This is a genomic window from Actinoplanes sp. TBRC 11911, assembly GCF_012933445.1.
Taxonomy (GTDB): Bacteria; Actinomycetota; Actinomycetes; order Mycobacteriales; family Micromonosporaceae; genus Actinoplanes.
Genome location: NZ_JABBNC010000047.1, coordinates 27,860 through 45,448 on the forward strand (window position 1 = coordinate 27,860; position 17,589 = coordinate 45,448).

17 protein-coding genes are annotated in these 17,589 nt (G+C 70.6%); 3 read left to right on the forward strand and 14 right to left on the reverse strand.

Annotation, left to right across the window (positions count from 1 at the left end):
* Positions 1–25: 25 nt before the first annotated feature.
* Positions 26–847, reverse strand: coding sequence for a ComEA family DNA-binding protein (locus HH310_RS39350; RefSeq protein ID WP_169180853.1), 822 nt, complete (start codon positions 845–847; stop codon positions 26–28).
* Positions 848–1,367: 520 nt separating this feature from the next.
* Here HH310_RS39350 and HH310_RS39355 point away from each other — a divergent pair.
* Both HH310_RS39355 and HH310_RS39360 read left to right on the forward strand, forming a co-directional pair.
* Positions 1,368–2,162: a putative protein N(5)-glutamine methyltransferase gene (locus HH310_RS39355; protein WP_312034621.1), complete on the forward strand. Its 795-nt coding sequence runs from the start codon at positions 1,368–1,370 to the stop codon at positions 2,160–2,162.
* A 102-nt stretch (positions 2,163–2,264) separates the two neighbouring features.
* Positions 2,265–3,290, forward strand: coding sequence for a hypothetical protein (locus HH310_RS39360; RefSeq protein ID WP_248294863.1), 1,026 nt, complete (start codon positions 2,265–2,267; stop codon positions 3,288–3,290).
* 91 nt (positions 3,291–3,381) lie between these two features.
* On the opposite strand, the gene HH310_RS39365 is transcribed toward HH310_RS39360, so the two are convergent.
* From HH310_RS39365 to pepN, 7 genes are all read right to left on the reverse strand, one after another.
* Positions 3,382–4,230 carry a DegV family protein gene (locus HH310_RS39365; protein WP_169180856.1) on the reverse strand — a complete coding sequence of 283 codons (849 nt, stop codon included), beginning with the start codon at positions 4,228–4,230 and terminating at the stop codon, positions 3,382–3,384.
* 78 nt (positions 4,231–4,308) lie between these two features.
* On the reverse strand, positions 4,309–4,764 hold the full coding sequence (locus HH310_RS39370; protein ID WP_169180857.1) for a hypothetical protein: 456 nt from the start codon (positions 4,762–4,764) through the stop codon (positions 4,309–4,311).
* A 117-nt stretch (positions 4,765–4,881) separates the two neighbouring features.
* Positions 4,882–5,502: a histidine phosphatase family protein gene (locus HH310_RS39375; RefSeq protein ID WP_169180858.1), complete on the reverse strand. Its 621-nt coding sequence runs from the start codon at positions 5,500–5,502 to the stop codon at positions 4,882–4,884.
* A complete protein-coding gene (gene rsfS / locus HH310_RS39380) occupies positions 5,499–5,888 on the reverse strand; it encodes a ribosome silencing factor (RefSeq protein WP_169180859.1) in 390 nt (129 codons plus the stop codon). Before rsfS ends, HH310_RS39375 begins: the two co-directional genes overlap by 4 nt.
* Before the next feature lie 39 nt (positions 5,889–5,927).
* Positions 5,928–6,533, reverse strand: coding sequence for a nicotinate-nucleotide adenylyltransferase (gene nadD, locus HH310_RS39385; protein WP_169180860.1), 606 nt, complete (start codon positions 6,531–6,533; stop codon positions 5,928–5,930).
* A gap of 14 nt (positions 6,534–6,547) precedes the next feature.
* Positions 6,548–7,261, reverse strand: coding sequence for a sensor histidine kinase (locus HH310_RS39390; RefSeq protein ID WP_169180861.1), 714 nt, complete (start codon positions 7,259–7,261; stop codon positions 6,548–6,550).
* A gap of 34 nt (positions 7,262–7,295) precedes the next feature.
* Positions 7,296–9,791 (reverse strand): aminopeptidase N, encoded by a 2,496-nt coding sequence (pepN, locus tag HH310_RS39395; protein WP_169180862.1) that lies wholly within the window; start codon positions 9,789–9,791, stop codon positions 7,296–7,298.
* A 186-nt stretch (positions 9,792–9,977) separates the two neighbouring features.
* Here pepN and trpS point away from each other — a divergent pair, with 186 nt between their 5' ends.
* The gene (trpS, locus tag HH310_RS39400) at positions 9,978–10,943 is read left to right on the forward strand and encodes a tryptophan--tRNA ligase (RefSeq protein WP_169180863.1); all 966 of its coding nucleotides are present in this window, start codon (positions 9,978–9,980) and stop codon (positions 10,941–10,943) included.
* Here the strand turns inward: trpS and HH310_RS39405 are convergent.
* The 6 genes from HH310_RS39405 to HH310_RS39430 all read right to left on the reverse strand — a co-directional run bounded on the left by HH310_RS39405 (position 10,932) and on the right by HH310_RS39430 (position 17,506).
* Positions 10,932–11,384: a GNAT family N-acetyltransferase gene (locus tag HH310_RS39405; protein WP_169180864.1), complete on the reverse strand. Its 453-nt coding sequence runs from the start codon at positions 11,382–11,384 to the stop codon at positions 10,932–10,934. The two genes, trpS and HH310_RS39405, sit on opposite strands and share 12 nt — an antisense overlap.
* A gap of 57 nt (positions 11,385–11,441) precedes the next feature.
* Complete coding sequence (obgE, locus tag HH310_RS39410) at positions 11,442–12,947, reverse strand: GTPase ObgE (RefSeq protein WP_169180865.1); 1,506 nt, start codon at positions 12,945–12,947, stop codon at positions 11,442–11,444.
* 81 nt (positions 12,948–13,028) lie between these two features.
* Complete coding sequence (gene rpmA / locus HH310_RS39415) at positions 13,029–13,286, reverse strand: 50S ribosomal protein L27 (RefSeq protein WP_169180866.1); 258 nt, start codon at positions 13,284–13,286, stop codon at positions 13,029–13,031.
* A gap of 14 nt (positions 13,287–13,300) precedes the next feature.
* The gene (rplU, locus tag HH310_RS39420; protein ID WP_169180867.1) at positions 13,301–13,615 is read right to left on the reverse strand and encodes a 50S ribosomal protein L21; all 315 of its coding nucleotides are present in this window, start codon (positions 13,613–13,615) and stop codon (positions 13,301–13,303) included.
* A 159-nt stretch (positions 13,616–13,774) separates the two neighbouring features.
* Positions 13,775–14,245, reverse strand: a complete 471-nt coding sequence (locus tag HH310_RS39425) for a hypothetical protein (protein ID WP_169180868.1) — start codon at positions 14,243–14,245, stop codon at positions 13,775–13,777.
* A gap of 93 nt (positions 14,246–14,338) precedes the next feature.
* Positions 14,339–17,506: an Rne/Rng family ribonuclease gene (locus HH310_RS39430; protein WP_169180869.1), complete on the reverse strand. Its 3,168-nt coding sequence runs from the start codon at positions 17,504–17,506 to the stop codon at positions 14,339–14,341.
* Positions 17,507–17,589: the final 83 nt, after the last annotated feature.

Consider the following 17,589-nt stretch of genomic DNA (forward strand, 5'->3'; position numbering starts at 1 on the left):
GGCTCGCGACGACGCGCTCCCCCGCTCACACCGTCACCAGGTCCTTGAGCTGCTCGTACCGGGCGTCGCCGATCCCGTCGACCTTGCGCAGATCGCTGACCGCCCGGAAGCCGCCCTGAGAGTCGCGCGCGTCGAGGATCCGCTGGGCGAGCACCGGCCCGACACCGGGCAACGTGTCGAGGTCGGCAAGCGTCGCCGTGTTCAGGTTGATCGGACCGGCGGCCGCCGAGGCAGTGCCGCCGGCTCCCGGCGGCGCGGGCGCTGTCGTGACCCCGGGCGGCGGCGTGACACCCACCATGATCAACTCACCGTCGACCACCTTGCGTGCCAGGTTCAGCAACGCGACGTCCACGCCCGGGGCCGCGCCACCGGCCGCGGTCAGCGCGTCGGCGACGCGCGCGCCCGGAGGCAGCCGCACCAGACCGGGTTTGCGCACCTTGCCACCCACGGCGACGACCACCTCGGCCACCGCCGAGCTCGGACCGCTCCGCCCGGGCGACACCGCCGGGGTGGTCGCCACCGAGTCGAACGATGGCGGCGCCACGGGATCCACCCGAGGCCGCGCCCGCCACGCGAGCAGAGCGGCCACCACGATCGCCACGGCAGCGACCGCGGCGAGCGCTCGGACACCGCGCCGGCCAGGATCAAACGCCCGGATGCCGAGCTTGCGATCATCGCCGAACGCTCCCGCGCTCGTCAGTTCCGGCGGCTCGTCGTCGGCCTCCGGCGCCGACCAGGCGGGCCGGGATGCCAGCGCGTCCTCAAAGTCCTCTTCCGGCAGCACCCAGGTCGGTGGCGGGAGTGGCCGCCGCACGTTCCCGGCCACTCCGTCGAAGTCGTCCTTCATCGGTTCTCCCAGCCTTGGCGCAGCTGCTCGCGGGATAGTCACGGCAGGCGAGAGCGGCCCACCCGGCGGACTCGCCCAAGGTGTCCCGGCACGAAAGCCGCCGGTCGGCTCACGAAGAGCCGGGGACGGCGGAGCGCGTCCCCCGTCGTCGGAACTTGACTCCGAGGCCCGCCCGAGATCGACGTCGTCAGGCCAGGCCGGAATGATGTCCGACCAGCGCAGGGGCTCACCCAGGTCGGCAAGGTCGCCAAGACCAGGCTCAAGCCGCGCCTCGGCTCTCGCCTCGGGTCGCCCCTCGATCCGCCCAAGCGCCTCCTCGACCGGCCGATCAACCGGCCCATCGCCCACCGAACCGGACAGCACCGACCGCAGCCGTGCCGCCACGTCCTTCTCCGCGCTCTTCCGTTCTCGCACGCCAGGCACCGTAGGGATTCGGCGGCCCCGGTGCGCGGCGCCTTGTGGACAGTCGGGCAATGTGGATAACTCCGATGATCATCGGAACTGTGCTAAGGAACGGCTTGTGAGACCAGGAATTCCAGCACCCGCGATCGCCGAGGCGATCACCCGGCTACGTGCCGCGGGCTGCGTGTTCGCCGAGGAAGAGGCCGCCGTGCTCAGCGAGGCCGCCGGCGACGAGGCGACCCTCGCCGCGCTGGTGGGCCGGCGCGCGCTGGGCGAACCGCTGGAGCAGGTCGTGGGCTACGCCGACTTCTGCGGCGTGCGGGTCCGGCTGCGACCCGGTGTCTTTGTTCCCCGCGTACGCTCCGAGCTCCTGGTCCGCATCGCCACGAACACCGAGTCCGAACGCCCGGTCGTGGTGGATCTCTGCTGCGGGTCCGGCGCGCTGGGCCTGGCCGTGCGCCATCGCCTGCCGCAAGCCGAAGTGCACGCCGCCGACGTCGATCCGGTCGCGGTCGCCTGTGCACGGGACAATCTGGGCGGCAACGTCTACCAGGGCGACCTCTTCGAAGCGCTGCCCGAGGGCCTGCGCGGCCGGGTGACGATCCTGCTGGCCAACGTCCCATACGTGGCCACCGCGCACATCCCGCTGCTCCCCGCCGAGGCCCGCGATCACGAACCGCACACCGCGCTCGACGGCGGCACCGACGGTTTGGACGTGTTTCGGAGAGTTGCGTCCGGTGCACCCGATTGGCTCGCCCCCGGCGGGATCCTGCTCTCCGAGATCACCGAAACCCAAGAAGACCAGGCAGTCCAGGCCGTACGCCTCGCCGGGCTGGACGCCGACGTCATCTACGACGATGATCTCGAAGCCCGGGCGATCCTGGGCCGGAAAAATGTCGGCGGCATGCGATAAGGTCGGCGGCCACAAGGGAGAGAGACGTCGGTGGGCCTGTTTCGGAGAGTCGCTCGAGCGCGGCTGGCCGGTCAGGTCGTCCGGCGACTGCGTCGGACCGGCATGGCCGACGTGCGTTACGACCCGCTTGGCTTCCAGGTCCGCTTCACCGTGACCGGGGACGATGTGCCCACCATTCTGGAGCTTGCGCCGTTGCTTGCTGCCCGTGGCCGACGCCGCGGGGTGGAGATCAGCAGATTCGTCGCGAGTCTGGGATCGGGCGCCGGAGTGCCCCGGACGTGGACGGAAGCACGGCCATTGCTACGCCCGGTGCTGCGCGGCGGCACGCCCGGGTCGTCGCTGAGCCGGCCGGTGCTGCCGTTCCTGTCCGAGTTCGTGGTCATCGACGGCCCCGACACGATGACCTATGTCGGGCCGGAGCAGCCGGCCATGTGGGGCGTGAAGGTGAACGATGTGTTCGCGGCGGCCCGGGCGAATCTGTCCGGGGCGACGCTGCAGGGTGCTGCCACCGAGCCGGTGGTGGTGCGCTTCGTAGACGACGGGGATGCGTACTGGACGTCGCATCTCCTGCTCGAGCATTGGCTGGGACGGCTGGCCCTGCAGGTCGGCGGCACTCCGGTGGCGTTCGCGCCGGAGCGCGGGACGCTGCTGGTCACCGCCGACGGAAGCGATCATCTGCGCGGGCTGTTCGCGCAGGCAGAGGAGATCTATGCGAAAACGTCACGACCGATAAGCCCGATGGCGTACGCGAGCGACGCCGACGGCCTCCCCGTGCCGTACGCGGCGCCGCCCGGCCATCCGCTGCACCACTCGGTGGAGCGAGCCGAGCGAGTGCTGGCGGTCGAGGAGTACGCCCGCCAGGCGGCCCGCCTGGCCGAAGCGGATCGACCGGCGTCGGAGACCGTCGCCGAGTTGCTGCTCATCGGCTCCGACGAGCAGGGCTGGCGCACCCGCGCCATCTGGGAGCGTGACGAGCCGGCTCTGCTGCCGGAAGCCGACGAGCTACAGATCGGCGAGGAGATCCTCCCGTGGGCCGAGCTGGCCGCCCGGCTCAAGCCGGTGGCGGGTATGCAGCCGGCCCGCTGGGCCGCCGCCTCCTGGCCACCCGCCGGACCGCGACGCGCCTGACGGCAGCGCGCCTGACGGCAGCGCGGCTCACGGCGGCGCGGCTCACGGCGGCGCGGCTCACGGCGGCGCGGCTCACGGCGGCGCGGGGAGGTCAGGGACGCCGGTGCACGACCACGCCGGTGACGCCCGGTCCGACGTGGGCGGCCACCACCGCGCCGAGCTCCGTGATGTAGCAGTCGCGCAAGCGGTCGCCCAGGCGGATTGAGACGGCGTCCGCGAGGGCGGTGGCGCGGGCCTGGGCCTCCAGGTGGTGCACGGCTATGTCGACCTCGCCTTCGCCGGAGGCTTCCACGGCCAGTTCGACCAGCTTGGTCAGTGCGCGGCCGGCGGTGCGGACCTTGTCGCGGACGACTATCGCGCCGTCGACCACGTGCAGGATCGGCTTCACCGACAGCGCCGTGCCTAGCAACGCCGACGCCGCGCCGATGCGGCCGCCGCGGCGCAGGTACTCCAGCGTGTCCACGTAGAAGAGGGTGCTGACGTTGGCGGAGTGGGTGGCGGCCTCTTGGCGTACGGACTCGAGGTCTTGATCCTCCGCGGCCGCGCTGGCGGCTGCCAAAGCGGCGAAACCTAGGCCCATGGCGGTGGTACCGCTGTCGACCACCTGGACCTTGGCGCCCATCTCGGCGGCTGCCATGCACGCGGCCTCGTAGGTGCCGGATAATTTCGCCGACAGGTGGACCGACACGATGCCGTCGGCGCCCGCGTCCAGCAATCTCCGGTACGCCTCGGCGAACTGCGACGGCGCCGGCCGGGACGTGCTCACCGTGTGCCGTCGCGTGCGCAACGCCTGAGCCACCTCCGCCGGGTGGACCTCGAGGCCCTCCAAGCCGTCGGTGCCGTTGATGACCACCGTCAGCGGCACGACGGTCATGTCATACGTGCCACGAAGTTCGTCGGGCAGGTACGCGGTGGAGTCGGTGACGACCGCGACGGGCATGCGGGCACGGTAACCGATGGTCGCCCGGGCAACGCGCCGGAGGTGACCAGTTCCCCCGAGCCGGACCCGATAACCAGCTCAACCGCCGCTCACGGACGTCACGACAAACGGGACGCCTTGCATGCACGTCGTCATCAGCGACGGGTCGGAACGGCCGACCAAGGTCACCGTTTTCCCGATCGCGGCGGCGGACCGGGACGCCGAGTCTTTGAAGAGCAGCAGGTAGGAGCTTCCGCCCGAGGTCAGCAACCGACAATTCGGCTCGACGCCGGCGGTCACCGTGCCACTGATCGTCTGGGTGGCGCCGGGACCCGGCTTCGCGCTCGGCACCGGCAGGTCGATCACGTCCGGCGAGGACGGCGAGGACGGCAAAGGAGCTGAGCCCGGCGACGATGGCGCCGACTCGGTCACACCCGGCGACGGCGGCTCCGTCACACCCCGCGAGGACCCCGACGCGTCCGCCTGCTGCGGCGCGGCACAACCGGCAACCACGAGGACGAGCAGCAGAGCAACCGAGACACGACGAGTCAGCATGGTGGCTTGGACGCTACCGGACCGGCAGCGGTTCCCCGCCGACCACGCCGGGCCGCGGCGCTGACGCACCGTGCCGGCTGCAACACCCGACACGGCTCAGGCCACAACCAGTACGGCTCAGACGGGCGGCGGCACCGGCCGCTCCATGAACGGCCCCACGTTGTACGTGGCCAGCTGCCAGCCCCGCTTGTCGTCATGGGTCAGCTCGATCCAATGACAGTTCTGCAGCGCCCGCAGCGTCCGCAACTGCTCCGTCGGCCAGCCCAGCAGATGCCCGACCCCTTGCCGCGCCGCCGCCCCGTGCGTCGCCACCACCACGGTGCCGCCCTCGGCGGCGGCGTCGAGCAGCGCCTCCGCGACCCTCTTACCGAGGTCGTCGAGGCTCTCGACGTCGCCACCGGGATCCTTCCCAGCGGTCCACCGCGCGTGTTCCTCCGGGAAGCGCTGCGACACCTCGGGCATCGTCAGGCCCTGCCACGCGCCGAAGTACCGCTCGCGTAACCGGTCGTCCTCCCGGATCGCGAGCCCGGTGAGCGCCCCGAGTGCGGCCGCCGTCTCGGCGGCCCGGCGTAGGTCGCTGGAGACGATGGCGTCGGGTTTCCGCTTGACCAGCAGCTCGGCGGCCTCGAGAGCCTGCTCCCGACCGAGAGCGTTGAGCGGCACGTCGGTCTGCCCCTGGACGCGACTGCCCGCGTTCCAGTCGGTGTTCCCGTGCCGCCAGACGATCAGGCGCTTCACGACGCGTCCGCGTCCACCATGTCGCGGTCGACGAACGGGATCATCGGGCAGTCCTTCCACAGCTTGTCGAGGGCGTAGAACTCGCGCTCCTCGGTGTGCTGGATGTGGACCACGATGTCGACATAGTCGAGGAGCACCCACCGGCCTTGGCGCTCACCCTCACGACGGACGGGTTTCGCCTTCTCCGGGAGATTGACCAGGGCTTCCTCGACGGCGTCGACAACGGCTGCGACCTGCCGTTCGTTGCTCGCCGACGCGATCACGAACGCGTCGGTGATATAGAGCTGCTCGGCGACGTCGATAACGACGATGTCCTGCGCCTTCTTGTCGGCTGCGGCCTGGGCGGCCGCCAGCGCGAGCTCAAGAGCGCGTTCGGTAACGGGCAAGAGTTTCCCCTCGGTCGGCTTCCTGGTGCTTCAAGCCTCTCACACGGGTGTGACAATTCCCGACCCCCGATAGAGCCCCCGTTTGGCGATGTATTGCACGACACCATCCGGAACCAGGTACCAGACTGGCTTGCCGTCACCGACCCGTTGGCGGCAGGCCGTCGACGAGATGGCCATGGCCGGCACCTCCACGAGGGTGACCGTATCGGCCGGAAGGTGATCGTCGGTGAGGTCGAAGCCCGGCCGGGTAACCCCGACGAAGTGCGCGATGGACAGCATCTCTAACGCGTCTTTCCAGCTCAGAATGCGGGAAAGGGCGTCCGCCCCGGTGATGAAGTACAGCGACGCGTCGGCACCGTAGACCGCTCGCATGTCACGCAACGTGTCGATCGTGTAGGTGGGGCCGTCCCGGTCGATGTCGGCCCGCGAGACGTGGAAGCGCGGATTAGACGCGGTCGCGATCACCGTCATGAGGTAGCGGTCCTCGGCCGGCGACACACGGCCTTTCTCGTACGGCTGACCGGTGGGCACGAACACGACCTCGTCCAGGTCGAAGCGCGCCTGCACCTCGCTGGCCGCGACCAGGTGCCCGTGGTGGATGGGATCGAAGGTCCCGCCCATGATCCCGATACGACGCCCAGACATTCGTGAAATATAGATCAAGACGATGGCGAAGCGGGCAGCAGCACCGTCACGGTCGTCCCGGCGCCGAGCGATGACTCGATGCCGATCTCTCCACCAGCTTGCATGACGATCCCGTACGCCATGGCCAAGCCGAATCCGGAGCCCCCGATCGAGGCGAACGGCTCGAACGCGCGCTCTACCTCGGAGACGGTCAAGTCCTTGCCGGGGTCGGTGGCCTGAAGCGAAACCCGGTCACCGTCACGACCCGTCGACATCATCACGGGCCCGCCAAAACTTTCCACGATATTTCCGATTAATCGGGCAAGCTGCGCGGGATCGCCAACCACCAGCGGAAGGTCAGCCCCCGGCCGAAACTCAACCCCGGCAGGCTCGCCCAACCCGGCAGACAAGGCCGACCCGACCGACTCACCGACCCCGCCAGCCACACCCGACATTTCCGGCAACGACGAAGCGATCAACGCATTCAGATCGACCGCCAACGGCTGCACCACCGACCGCGACGCGAACGCCAGCAACTGCTGCGTCAAATTCGTGCCACGCGCCGTAGCCTGCACAATCTGCTGCGCATCCGCCGCAATGCTGGACATATCCGGCGTCGGTGACGACGCCTCTTCCACCACGAAGTTCGCGTAATTCACGATCACGCCGAGCATGTTGTTGAAGTCGTGCGCGACCTTGCCCGCGAGCCGCCCCAGGCTCTCCATGTGTTCGGCTCGCGAGTCAGGCATCCCCCCACGGTATCGGCAGATACCGCCCCAAAAGTCAGAAACGCGCGTTCAACGCCCGCCGCAGATCGTCATCGGCGTCCAGCACGACACGCCGCAGAATCGGATCAAGATCATCACGGGCGAGCAGCGAGGCGGCCAACTCGCGCGTCGACGGCTCCACCACCACGTCCGGATACGCCCAGGCGGCCGTCCGCTCCGCGCTCATCCCACTCCGGATCCGCATCATCCCCGGCATCTCCGCGAAGTACCGGGGAACATACGACTGAAGCAGATCAAGCTGCTCCGGCTGCCAGAACCCATTGGCCGTCAGCTCGGCCAGCCGGTTCGACAGCGACGCGTCCCCGACGATGGCCGACCACGCCTGCTCCTTGGCCGCAGCCGTTGGCACCGCCGCGCGGCATCGCGCCGCCCACTGCTCCCCGGTAGCACTGCGGTCGCGCGCGAACTCAGCGTCGATCTCCGGGAGGCCGACAGCCCCGAGCACAGCGAGTCGATACATGATCAGCCACCGCAGGTCGTCATCGATCGCCAGCCCGGATGGCACGTCCACGCCGTCCAACCACCCTTGGATCCGGCTCGTGTCGACGGTCGACCCGATCAGCCCGCGCGCCGCCGCGAGCTGCCGCGACCCACCCGGCTCGCACGCCGTGAGCAGCCGGTCGGTCGCCTGCGCCACCAGCTCGAGGGCGGCCGGCCGCGTCGCCGGCGAGGAGTAGCGATCGACCAGCCCGCGGGTCGCCCGCAGGACGTCCTCGATCACGATCACCTCGGTCTCCACCGGCAGCGCGGTGAGCACCATCGTGACCAGCTCGGCCACCGGACGCTCGCCGTCCACCACCCCGTCCAGCGTCGCCGCCCACAGCACCGCCCGGGCCAGCGAGTCGTCGAGCAGTGGCAGCATGGTCGGGACCGCCGCGTTCGAGTCGGCGTCTAGCCTGATCTTGGCGTACGTAAGGTCGCCGTCGTTGAGCAGCACCATGTCGGCCACCCGCTCGCCGGCCAGCTCGGTGATCACGGTGCGGCCGGCCGGCAGCACGTCCGCCTCGATCCGCTTGCGCCGCACCACGGAGCCGTCCGGGGTCCGGTCGAACAGGCCGATCCCGATCTTGTGGGGGCGCAGCGTCGGGTAGTCCGCGGGCGCCGTCTGCAGCACCGCCACCTCGCCGTACTTGTCCCCGTCGCGGGTGATCTCGGTGCGCAGCGTGTTGATCTGAGCGCGCCGCAGCCACACGTCCGCCCAGCCGGACAGATCCCGTCCGCTGGCCGCCGCGAACGCGCCCAGCAGGTCGGCGAGCGTCGCGTTGCCGTACTCGTGGGCCGCGAAGTGCGCGTTGATGCCGGACCGGAACGCGTGGTCCCCGATCCACGCCACGAGCTGCCGGAGGACGGCGGCCCCCTTGGCGTACGAGATGCCGTCGAAGTTCAGCAGCGCCTGATCGGTGTCGCTCACCGAGGCGGGGGCGACGGGGTGGGTCGAGGGGTGCTGGTCGGCGCGCAGGCCCCACGCCTTGCGCTGCATCGCGAACGTCGTCCACGTATCCGGGAAGCGGGTCGCCTCGGCGGTGATCCGGCTGCCCATGTACTCGGCGAACGACTCGTTCAGCCACAGGTCGTCCCACCACGCCATGGTGACCAGGTCGCCGAACCACATGTGCGCCATCTCGTGCGCCATCGTGTTGGCCCGGCGCTCCCGCTCGCTCTCGGTCACCGCGGACCGGAAGATCATCTCGTCGCGGAACACGACCAGGCCGGGATACTCCATGGCGCCGAAGTTGAATTCGGGAGCGAAGGCCTGCTGGTAGTGGCCGAACGGGTACCGGATCTCGAAAATCTCGTGGTACCGGTCCAGGCACTGCTTGGTGATCGTGAAGATCTCCTCGGCGTCCGCGTCCAGGTACTCGGCGAGCGCCTTGCGGGCGTACAGGGCCAGCGGAATGCCGTCATGCTCGTCGGTGACCGAGTGGTAGGGCCCGGCGATCAGCGAAGCCAGATAGGTCGAGATCGGCTTGGTCGGCGCGAACTCCCAGCGGCCGTCCTTGTTGGCCACCACCGGCCCGTTCGCCGCCACCAGCCAGCCGGCCGGCGCGGTCACCGCCACCCGGAACGACGCCTTGAGGTCGGGCTGGTCGAAGCTGGGCAGGATGCGACCCGCATTGTTGATGAACATGTGCTGGTAGAGATACGTCTCACCGTCCTGCGGGTCGACGTAGCGGTGCAGCCCCTCGCCGGTGTTCGAATACCGCATCGTGGCGTCCACCAGCAGCTCGTTCATCTCGGCCAGGCCGTCGAGTGCTAAGCGCCCCGAGCCGATCGCCGCCGCCTCGACAACCGTCCCGTTCAGCGTGATCGACGCGACCTCGACCGGCTCGAACTCCAGGAACGTCGCCGCACCCGGCTGAGCCGAGAACCGCACCGCCGTCCGGGAACGAAACGTGTCACCGTCCCCGGTCACGTCGAGGTCGACCTCGTATTCGTGGACTTGGATGGTCGCGGCCCGGGTGATCGCCTCGGCGCGAGTCAAGGTCGGCATGTCGAACATCATGCCGGTTTCCTGGCAGTTGGCGTACGGTACCCCGCTGCTATCATCTGTGACGTGCGCACACTGACCAACAACTGGTGGCTGCCCTGACCGGCGGTTGACCAAGCATGGCCGCCTTCTCTGGGCGGCCTTTTTTCTCTCCCGGGGACGGCGTCCACCCCCTACAGAGGAGAGAAAATGACCCGCCGACTCACCGGCTTTCAGCCCACCGGGCGTCTGCACCTCGGCAACCTGCTCGGCGCGATGCTCCCGCTCGTCGACGACCAGGCGAGCACCGAGTCGATCGCCATGATCGCGGACCTGCACGCGATGACCATGGACCACGACCCTTCCCAGGTACGCTCCGCCACGCTCGAAGTGGCTGCCGTGCTACTCGCCGCCGGGGTCGACCCGGACCGCACCCCGATCATCGCGAACTCCCAGGTCCCGGAGCACACCGAACTGCACTACCTGCTGGAGTGCGTGGCCGGCTTCGGCGAGGCCGCCCGCATGATCCAGTTCAAGGAGAAGTCGGCCGGCGATCGTCCGGTGCGGCTCAGCCTGCTCACCTACCCGGTGCTGATGGCCGCCGACATCCTGGTGCACGACGCCGGGCAGGTGCCCGTCGGCGACGACCAGAACCAGCACCTGGAGCTGGCCCGCGCGCTCGCGACCAGGTTCAACGGCCGCTACGGCGAGACCTTCACGGTCCCGGACGGGGTCCGGCCGGAGTCCGCCGCCCGGATCATGGATCTGGCCGACCCGACCCGCAAGATGAGCAAGAGCACGCCGTCGGCGGCCGGCCGGATCGGGCTGCTGGACCCGCCCGAGCTGATCCGCAAGACGATCTCGCGGGCCGTCACCGACACCGTCGGCGTGGTCCGCGACGATCCACAGAACCAGCCGGGTGTCAGCAACCTGCTGGGCATCCTGCGCGCCTGCACCGGTAAGGAGCCGGGCGATTTCACCTCGTACGGCGCGTTGAAGGCCGAGGTCACCGACGCGGTCGAGGCGTTGCTCGCGCCGATCCGGACGCGTTACGCCGAGCTCGCCGACGACCCCGCGTACATCCGTCAGATCCTGGCGGAGGGCAAGGCCCGGGTGCGTCCCCGGGCCCAGGCCACCGTACGGCGTACCCGCGCGGCGATCGGGCTACTGGACTAGAGCCGCGAGCCGCTTCTCGAAGCACACGCTGTACGGGTTCCCGACGTACTCGCCGTACACCGGGATCTGGTGGTAGCCCGACGACTGGTAGAGGGCGATCGCCGCGGGCAGGTAGCTGCCGGTCTCCAGCCGGATGACCGGCCGGTCCGCGGCGAGCGCCTCCTCCTCGATCGCGACGATCATCTGGCGCGCGATGCCGCGGTTGCGAAACGCCGGCCGCACGTACATACGCCGGAGCTCGGCCACCCCGTCCGCGACGGGCTGCCAGGCCCCGCACGCCACCGCCCGTTCATCTACGACGGCCACCAAATACGCAACGTCACCGGTCGGTGCGAATAGCGCAGTCGTCAGAGCCGGGTCGAATGCTCGCACCTCGCGCTGCTGAGCAGCGACCAAAGCGGCCAGTTCCGGGTCCAGGGCGGGGCGGGATTCGATCCTCACGGGGGTGACTCTATGCAACCATCCTTTCCGGACGGTTGCGAACGGCTGACTTACGCCCTATTCGCCGGTGTCGTCCTCATCATCTTCTTCGGTCACCAGCACCGGCCGTTGCGCCGCCGCCACGCTGCTGACCGTGCCGTCCGCGGACATGTGCAGCAGCTCGTCGTCGGAGCGCACCCGGCGGGCCTTGCGCGCGGCGAGTCGCTGCGCGGCGGTCTGCCGGCCGGTCGGCTCCTCCAGGCGGGCGTCGGTGCCGCGCGGACCCGAGACGTAGTCCCCGGCGTTCGGCTGGTAGTTGAACTCGCGGTCGCCGATGCGCACCGGGTCACCGGGCTCGGCGCCCTTCTTCCCGATGGCCGCCTCGACCCCGAGCCGCTCCAGCCGGTCGGACAGGAAGCCGACCGCCTCGTCGTTGTCGAAGTTCGTCTGCCGCACCCAGCGCTCGACGCGCGCGCCGTGCACCACGTAGACGCCGTCCTCGTCCTGCTCGATCGTGAAGCCGGTGTCGTCGACCGCGCGCGGCCGCACGATGGCTCGCGTCGGCTCCCGCACCGGCTGAGCGAGGCGATGCTCCTCGACCGTCTTGGCCAGCGCGAAGATCAGCTCCTTGAGCCCTTCCCGGGTGACCGCGCTGACCTCGAACACCAGGTAGCCGCGGGCCTGCAGGTCGGGCCGCACGATGTCGGCGAGATCCCGCCCGTCCGGAATGTCGATCTTGTTCAGCACGACCAGCCGGGGACGATCTTCCAGGCCCCCGTACGCCGCCAGTTCGGCCTCAATCGCATCGAGGTCCGCCAGCGGGTCCCGGTCGATCTCCGGCGTCGCCGCGTCCAGCACGTGGACCAGCACCGACGTGCGCTCGATGTGCCGCAGGAACTGCATGCCGAGACCCTTGCCGGTGGCCGCGCCCGGGATCAGCCCCGGCACGTCGGCGACCGTGAACGTCTGCTCCCCCGCCTGCACCACGCCGAGGTTCGGCACCAGGGTGGTGAACGGGTAGTCGGCGATCTTCGGCTTGGCCGCGGACATCACCGAGATCAGCGACGACTTGCCGGCGCTGGGGAACCCGACCAGGCCCACGTCGGCGACGCTCTTCAGCTCGAGGACGACCTCGAGATGGTCGCCCGGCTCGCCCAGCTCGGCGAAGCCCGGCACCTTACGCCGCGTGTTCGCCAGCGAGGCGTTGCCCCGCCCGCCGCGGCCGCCCTGCGCCACCTCGAACGTGGTGCCGGCGCCGACCATGTCGGCCAGCACCTCACCGTCCGGGGTCTGCACCACGGTCCCGTCCGGCACCTGGACGACCAGGTCCTTGCCGTTCGCGCCGTCCCTGTTCCCGCCCGCGCCACCGACGCCGTTGGACGCCTTGACGTGCGGGTGGAAGTGGAAGTCGAGCAGCGTGTGCAGCTGCGGGTCGACGACCAGCGTGATGCCGCCGCCGTTCCCGCCGTTGCCGCCGTCCGGACCGCCCAGCGGCTTGAACTTCTCCCGGCGTACCGAGACACAGCCGTGCCCGCCGTCACCCGCCGAAAGGTGCAGCGCGACGCGGTCGACGAACGTGGTCACAGCTCAACTCTCCCCTAAAACAAAAACGGGCCTCGGACCCCTGAGAGGTCCTCGGCCCGTTCGAGAACTACAACGCGAAAGTTACTCCGCGGCCGGAACGATGCTGACCGTCTTGCGGCCGCGGATCGTGCCGAACTGCACGTTGCCCTTGGCCAGCGCGAACAGCGTGTCGTCGCCGCCCCGGCCGACGAGCTCGCCCGGGTGGAACTTCGTGCCGCGCTGACGGATCAGGATCTCGCCGGCGCTGACCAGCTGGCCGCCGAACCGCTTCACGCCGAGCCGCTGGGCGGACGAGTCACGGCCGTTCCGCGAGCTGGAGGCACCCTTTTTGTGAGCCATGGCTGATCCCGCCCTTACTTCCCGCTGGAGATGCCGGTCACCTTGACGCGGGTCAGCGGCTGGCGGTGACCCTGGCGCTTGTGGTAGCCGGTCTTGTTCTTGAACTTGTGGATCCGGATCTTCGGACCCTTGGTGTGCTCGGCGATCTCGCCGGACACCGTCACATTGGCAAGCTTGGCCGCATCGGTCACCAGGTTGTCACCGTCGACGAGGAGAACGGCGGCGAGCGTGAGCGCATCGCCGGGCACACCCGCGAGCTTCTCGACCTCGATCACGTCGCCCTCGGCAACCTTGTACTGCTTGCCGCCGGTCTTGACGATCGCGTACATCGGACGCGGACTCCCTGAGACTTGCGCAGCGATGACCGCTGCTGGCGGATGGTGCTGACCCGGGCAGGAACTTGCATCTGCGGCACGGGGAACACGGCGCACGAAATGCGCCGTCGGCAAGCGTACTTCATCGACGGCCCGGCGCCCAAACCGGGGCGGTCAGCTCTTCCCGCAGGCCCGGTCCAGCATAGCGGCCAGATCCGCCAGTTTGCTCGAGTCGATCTTTGTCACGTCGCCTTTCAGCGCCGTGACCTCCTTGCTCATCCGGCTCAGCGCCTGCTTGAGCGCGGCGTCCGTGGTCAGCGCCGCCATGTCGGCCAGCGCGACCGAGTAGTTCTGCACGTCCCGCGTGATCTTCTGCTGGGCCTGCGCCTTCGCCTGGTCACCCTGGGCGGCCGAGTCGACCCGTAGCTGGAGATCGTCGATGAACATCTCGCCGAAACCGGCCCCGGTGCGCGCGGCCTGGTCGCAGATGGCCTGGGTGTCGCCGGTGAGCGCGCGATCGGCCGAGGCGGCGGCGGAGGGGTCGGCGGGCGCCGGCGCGGGCCGCGCCGGCGGTGCGGCGACGCCGCCGGACGTGCAGCCGGCCAGCGCGCCCAGCAGCGTGAGCGCGACGAGGTTTCGACGCATCGGAAGTTCGGTCCTCCTCGATGGAAGGGATCGACTCCGGTGAGCGTAGCCGCCCCGCCCGCCGGATGGCGGACGGGGCGGCGAACGAGCTGCCTACGGGCGGGTACGCCGTCGGGAACCACCGCGGCGGGAACGGCGGCGGCCGCCCGCCCCGGCGCCCACCGGCTCGTCGTCCTCGTCCTCGTCGTCGGCGGCGTCCGGGTCGTCGGCACCGGTGAGCCGCAGCGGCTCGACCGGTTCCGGCTCGACGGCCGGCGTCTCGTAACGGGACAGGTCGTACCCGCTCATGTCGTATTCGTCGTCGTCCGAGGTCGTCAGCGACGGCTGCACCGCGGCCCGGTTGATGATCCCGGATCCGCTGGCCGGCGGCAGGTCGGCCGCGATCGCCACCGGGTCCTCATGCTCGGTGACGGCGGGCGCCACCTCGTCGATCTCGACCTCGACCGCGGCGACGGGCTCCGCGACCACCTCGACCGGCTCCGCGACCGGCTCGGCGGCCGCGCCGCCCCGACGGCGGCGGGACTTCGCCGGCTGCGGCGGCGCCGTCTGCGTCTGTGCCGCCGCGGCAACCGCCTTCACCTGGGTCGCGGCGCCGTTCGACTTCTTCTCCGGCACCGGCTCGGTGTGGATCAGCACGCCGCGGCCCTTGCAGTGGTCGCACGTCTCGCTGAACGCCTCGAGCAGGCCCGAACCGATCCGCTTGCGGGTCATCTGCACCAGGCCGAGCGAGGTGATCTCGGTGACCTGGTGCTTGGTGCGGTCGCGGCCCAGGCACTCGGTGAGCCGCCGCAGCACCAGCTCGCGGTTGCTCTCCAGCACCATGTCGATGAAGTCGATGACCACGATGCCGCCGAGGTCGCGCAGCCGGAGCTGGCGCACGATCTCCTCGGCTGCCTCCAGGTTGTTGCGGGTGACCGTCTCCTCGAGGTTGCCGCCGGCCCCGGTGTACTTACCGGTGTTGACGTCGACGACCGTCATCGCCTCGGTGCGGTCGATCACCAGGTGACCGCCGGAGGGCAGGTAGACCTTGCGGTCCAGGCCCTTGAGGATCTGCTCGTCGATGCGCTTGTCGACGAAGAGGTCGCCGACACCCGTGTACCGGTGCAGGCGCTCGACCAGGTCCGGCGAGACCGAGTTCAGGTAGTTCTCGACCTCCGTGTAGGCCTGGTCGCCCTGCACCACGAGCTCACGGAAGTCTTCGTTGAACAGGTCGCGGACCACCCGGATGACCAGGTCGGGCTCTTCGGAGAGGGCGACCGGCGCGTGGCCTTCGGCGGACTTGCGCTGGATCTCCTCCCACTGCGCCTGCAGCCGCTTCACGTCGCGGGCCAGGTCGTCCTCGCTGGCGCCCTCGGCCGCGGTCCGCACGATGACTCCGGCGCCGTCCGGCACCAGCTTCTTCAGCACGTCGCGCAGCCGCTTGCGCTCGTTGTCGGGCAGCTTGCGGCTGATGCCGGAGGCGTTGCCGTTCGGCACGTACACCAGGTGGCGGCCGGAGAGCGCGATGTGGCTGGACAGCCGGGCCCCCTTGTGCCCGATCGGGTCCTTGGTGACCTGCACCAGCACCGAGTCGCCGGACTTCAGCGCCTGCTCGATCGAGCGGGCCCGGCCCTCCAGCCCGGTGGCGTCCCAGTTGACCTCGCCGGCGTAGAGCACGGCGTTGCGGCCGCGACCCACGTCCACGAACGCGGCCTCCATGCTGGGCAGCACGTTCTGCACCTTGCCGAGATACACGTTGCCGACCATGGTGCCGGAGGTGGCCCGGGCCACGTAGTGCTCGACCAGGATGCCGTCTTCCATGACCGCGATCTGGGTGCGGTCGGCCTTCTGCCGCACGACCATCACCCGGTCGACCGCCTCCCGGCGGGCCAGGAACTCGGACTCGCTCAGGATCGGCGGACGGGTGCGGCGCTGCTCACGGCCGTCCCGGCGACGCTGGCGCTTGGCCTCCAGCCGGGTCGATCCGGAAACACCCTGCACCTCGTCCGTACGCCTCGGCTCGCGCACCCGCACGACGGTGTGCACGCCGTCCTCGATGCCGCCGGTCTCGGCGTCGCCACCGGAACCCTTGCGACGGCGGCGACGGCGGCGCCGGGTGACGCCGTCGCCCTCGCCCTCGTCGGACTCGTCGTCCTCGGTGCCGTCCTCGTCGGCGGACGCCTCGGCGCCCTCCTCGGTGCCCATCTCGTCGGCCTCGTCGGCCGGGCCCTTTCCACGGCCGCGACCGCGGCGGCCACGGCGGCGGCGACGCCGGCCGGCGCCGTACTCGTCGTCGTCCTCGCCCTCGTCCTCGGCGCCTTCCTCGACGTCGTCGGCGCTCTCGTCGACCTCGTCGACGACCGGCTCGGCGACCTCGGTGGTCTCGGCGACCTCGGCCGGCTCGTCGGCGGCAGCGCCACGACGGCGGCGCCGGCTGCGGCGGGTGACCTCGGCCGGTTCCTCGGCGACGGGCGCCTCGGCGACGGTGGCCTCGACCTCGGGCTCGGCCTCGGTGACCGCCGCGACCGGCGGGGTGGCCGCGGCACCGCGGCGCGAACGGCGGGGCGTGGGCTCGGCCTCGGTCGGGTCCGGCGGCATGAACAGGACGGCCGGGGGCAGAGCGGCGGCGCGCCGGGTGGTGCGCTTGGCCGGCTCGGCCTCGACGAAGTCGTCGTCCAGCGGCAGCACGCCGATGATCGGGACCGCGGCGACCTCGTCCTCCTCGGTCGCGGCCACCGACTCCTCGTCCAGGACCAGCTCCGCGACCTCCTGCGGGGCCGGCGGCACCGGAAGCTCGGCGACCGGCTCCGCGGCGGCCGCGGGCGCGGCCTTCTTGCGGCGGCTGCGGGTCGCCTTCACCGGCGCCGGAGCCTCCTCGGCGGCCGGAGCCTGGGCGGCACCGGCGGCCGGAGCCTGGGCGGCACCGGCGGCCGGAGCGGCAGCCTCGGCGACAGCGGCGACGGGCGCGCCGGCGGCGGCTGGGGTGTCGGCGGGAGCCTCGGCCGGGGCCGCCGCAGCGGCAGCCGCTGCCGGCTTGCGCCGGGTGCGGGTCGCCTTGGCCGCTTTGACCGGCTTTACGGGTGCTTCGGCGGTGGCGTCGGTCACGTCGGAAGACGCGGCGGCCACCGGCTCGGCGCCGGGGCTGTCCGCCACCGGCTCCGCGGCCGGGGCGGCGGCCTTCTTGCGTGCCCGCGTACGGCGGACAGGGGTAGTGCTTGCGGCGGTATCGCCGGGCGGAGTAACTCCGTCCCGTTCACCGCCCTGTGGCTCGTTCTCGAGCATGGGCGCTCTCCAGTTCTGGCGACCCCGGGCGCGTGTGAGCGCTGCCACGCAGGGCCGCCGTAAGTATTCGGGCCCGACCGGAT

Coding starts and splice junctions, on each gene's coding strand:
- HH310_RS39350 (WP_169180853.1), bottom strand. CDS start 847: ATGAAGGACGACTTCGACGGAGTGGCCGGGAACGTGCGGCGGCCACTC.
- HH310_RS39360 (WP_248294863.1), top strand. CDS start 2,265: ATGGCCGACGTGCGTTACGACCCGCTTGGCTTCCAGGTCCGCTTCACC.
- HH310_RS39365 (WP_169180856.1), bottom strand. CDS start 4,230: ATGCCCGTCGCGGTCGTCACCGACTCCACCGCGTACCTGCCCGACGAA.
- HH310_RS39370 (WP_169180857.1), bottom strand. CDS start 4,764: ATGCTGACTCGTCGTGTCTCGGTTGCTCTGCTGCTCGTCCTCGTGGTT.
- nadD (WP_169180860.1), bottom strand. CDS start 6,533: ATGTCTGGGCGTCGTATCGGGATCATGGGCGGGACCTTCGATCCCATC.
- HH310_RS39390 (WP_169180861.1), bottom strand. CDS start 7,261: ATGCCTGACTCGCGAGCCGAACACATGGAGAGCCTGGGGCGGCTCGCG.
- pepN (WP_169180862.1), bottom strand. CDS start 9,791: ATGCCGACCTTGACTCGCGCCGAGGCGATCACCCGGGCCGCGACCATC.
- trpS (WP_169180863.1), top strand. CDS start 9,978: ATGACCCGCCGACTCACCGGCTTTCAGCCCACCGGGCGTCTGCACCTC.
- rpmA (WP_169180866.1), bottom strand. CDS start 13,286: ATGGCTCACAAAAAGGGTGCCTCCAGCTCGCGGAACGGCCGTGACTCG.
- rplU (WP_169180867.1), bottom strand. CDS start 13,615: ATGTACGCGATCGTCAAGACCGGCGGCAAGCAGTACAAGGTTGCCGAG.
- HH310_RS39425 (WP_169180868.1), bottom strand. CDS start 14,245: ATGCGTCGAAACCTCGTCGCGCTCACGCTGCTGGGCGCGCTGGCCGGC.
- HH310_RS39430 (WP_169180869.1), bottom strand. CDS start 17,506: ATGCTCGAGAACGAGCCACAGGGCGGTGAACGGGACGGAGTTACTCCG.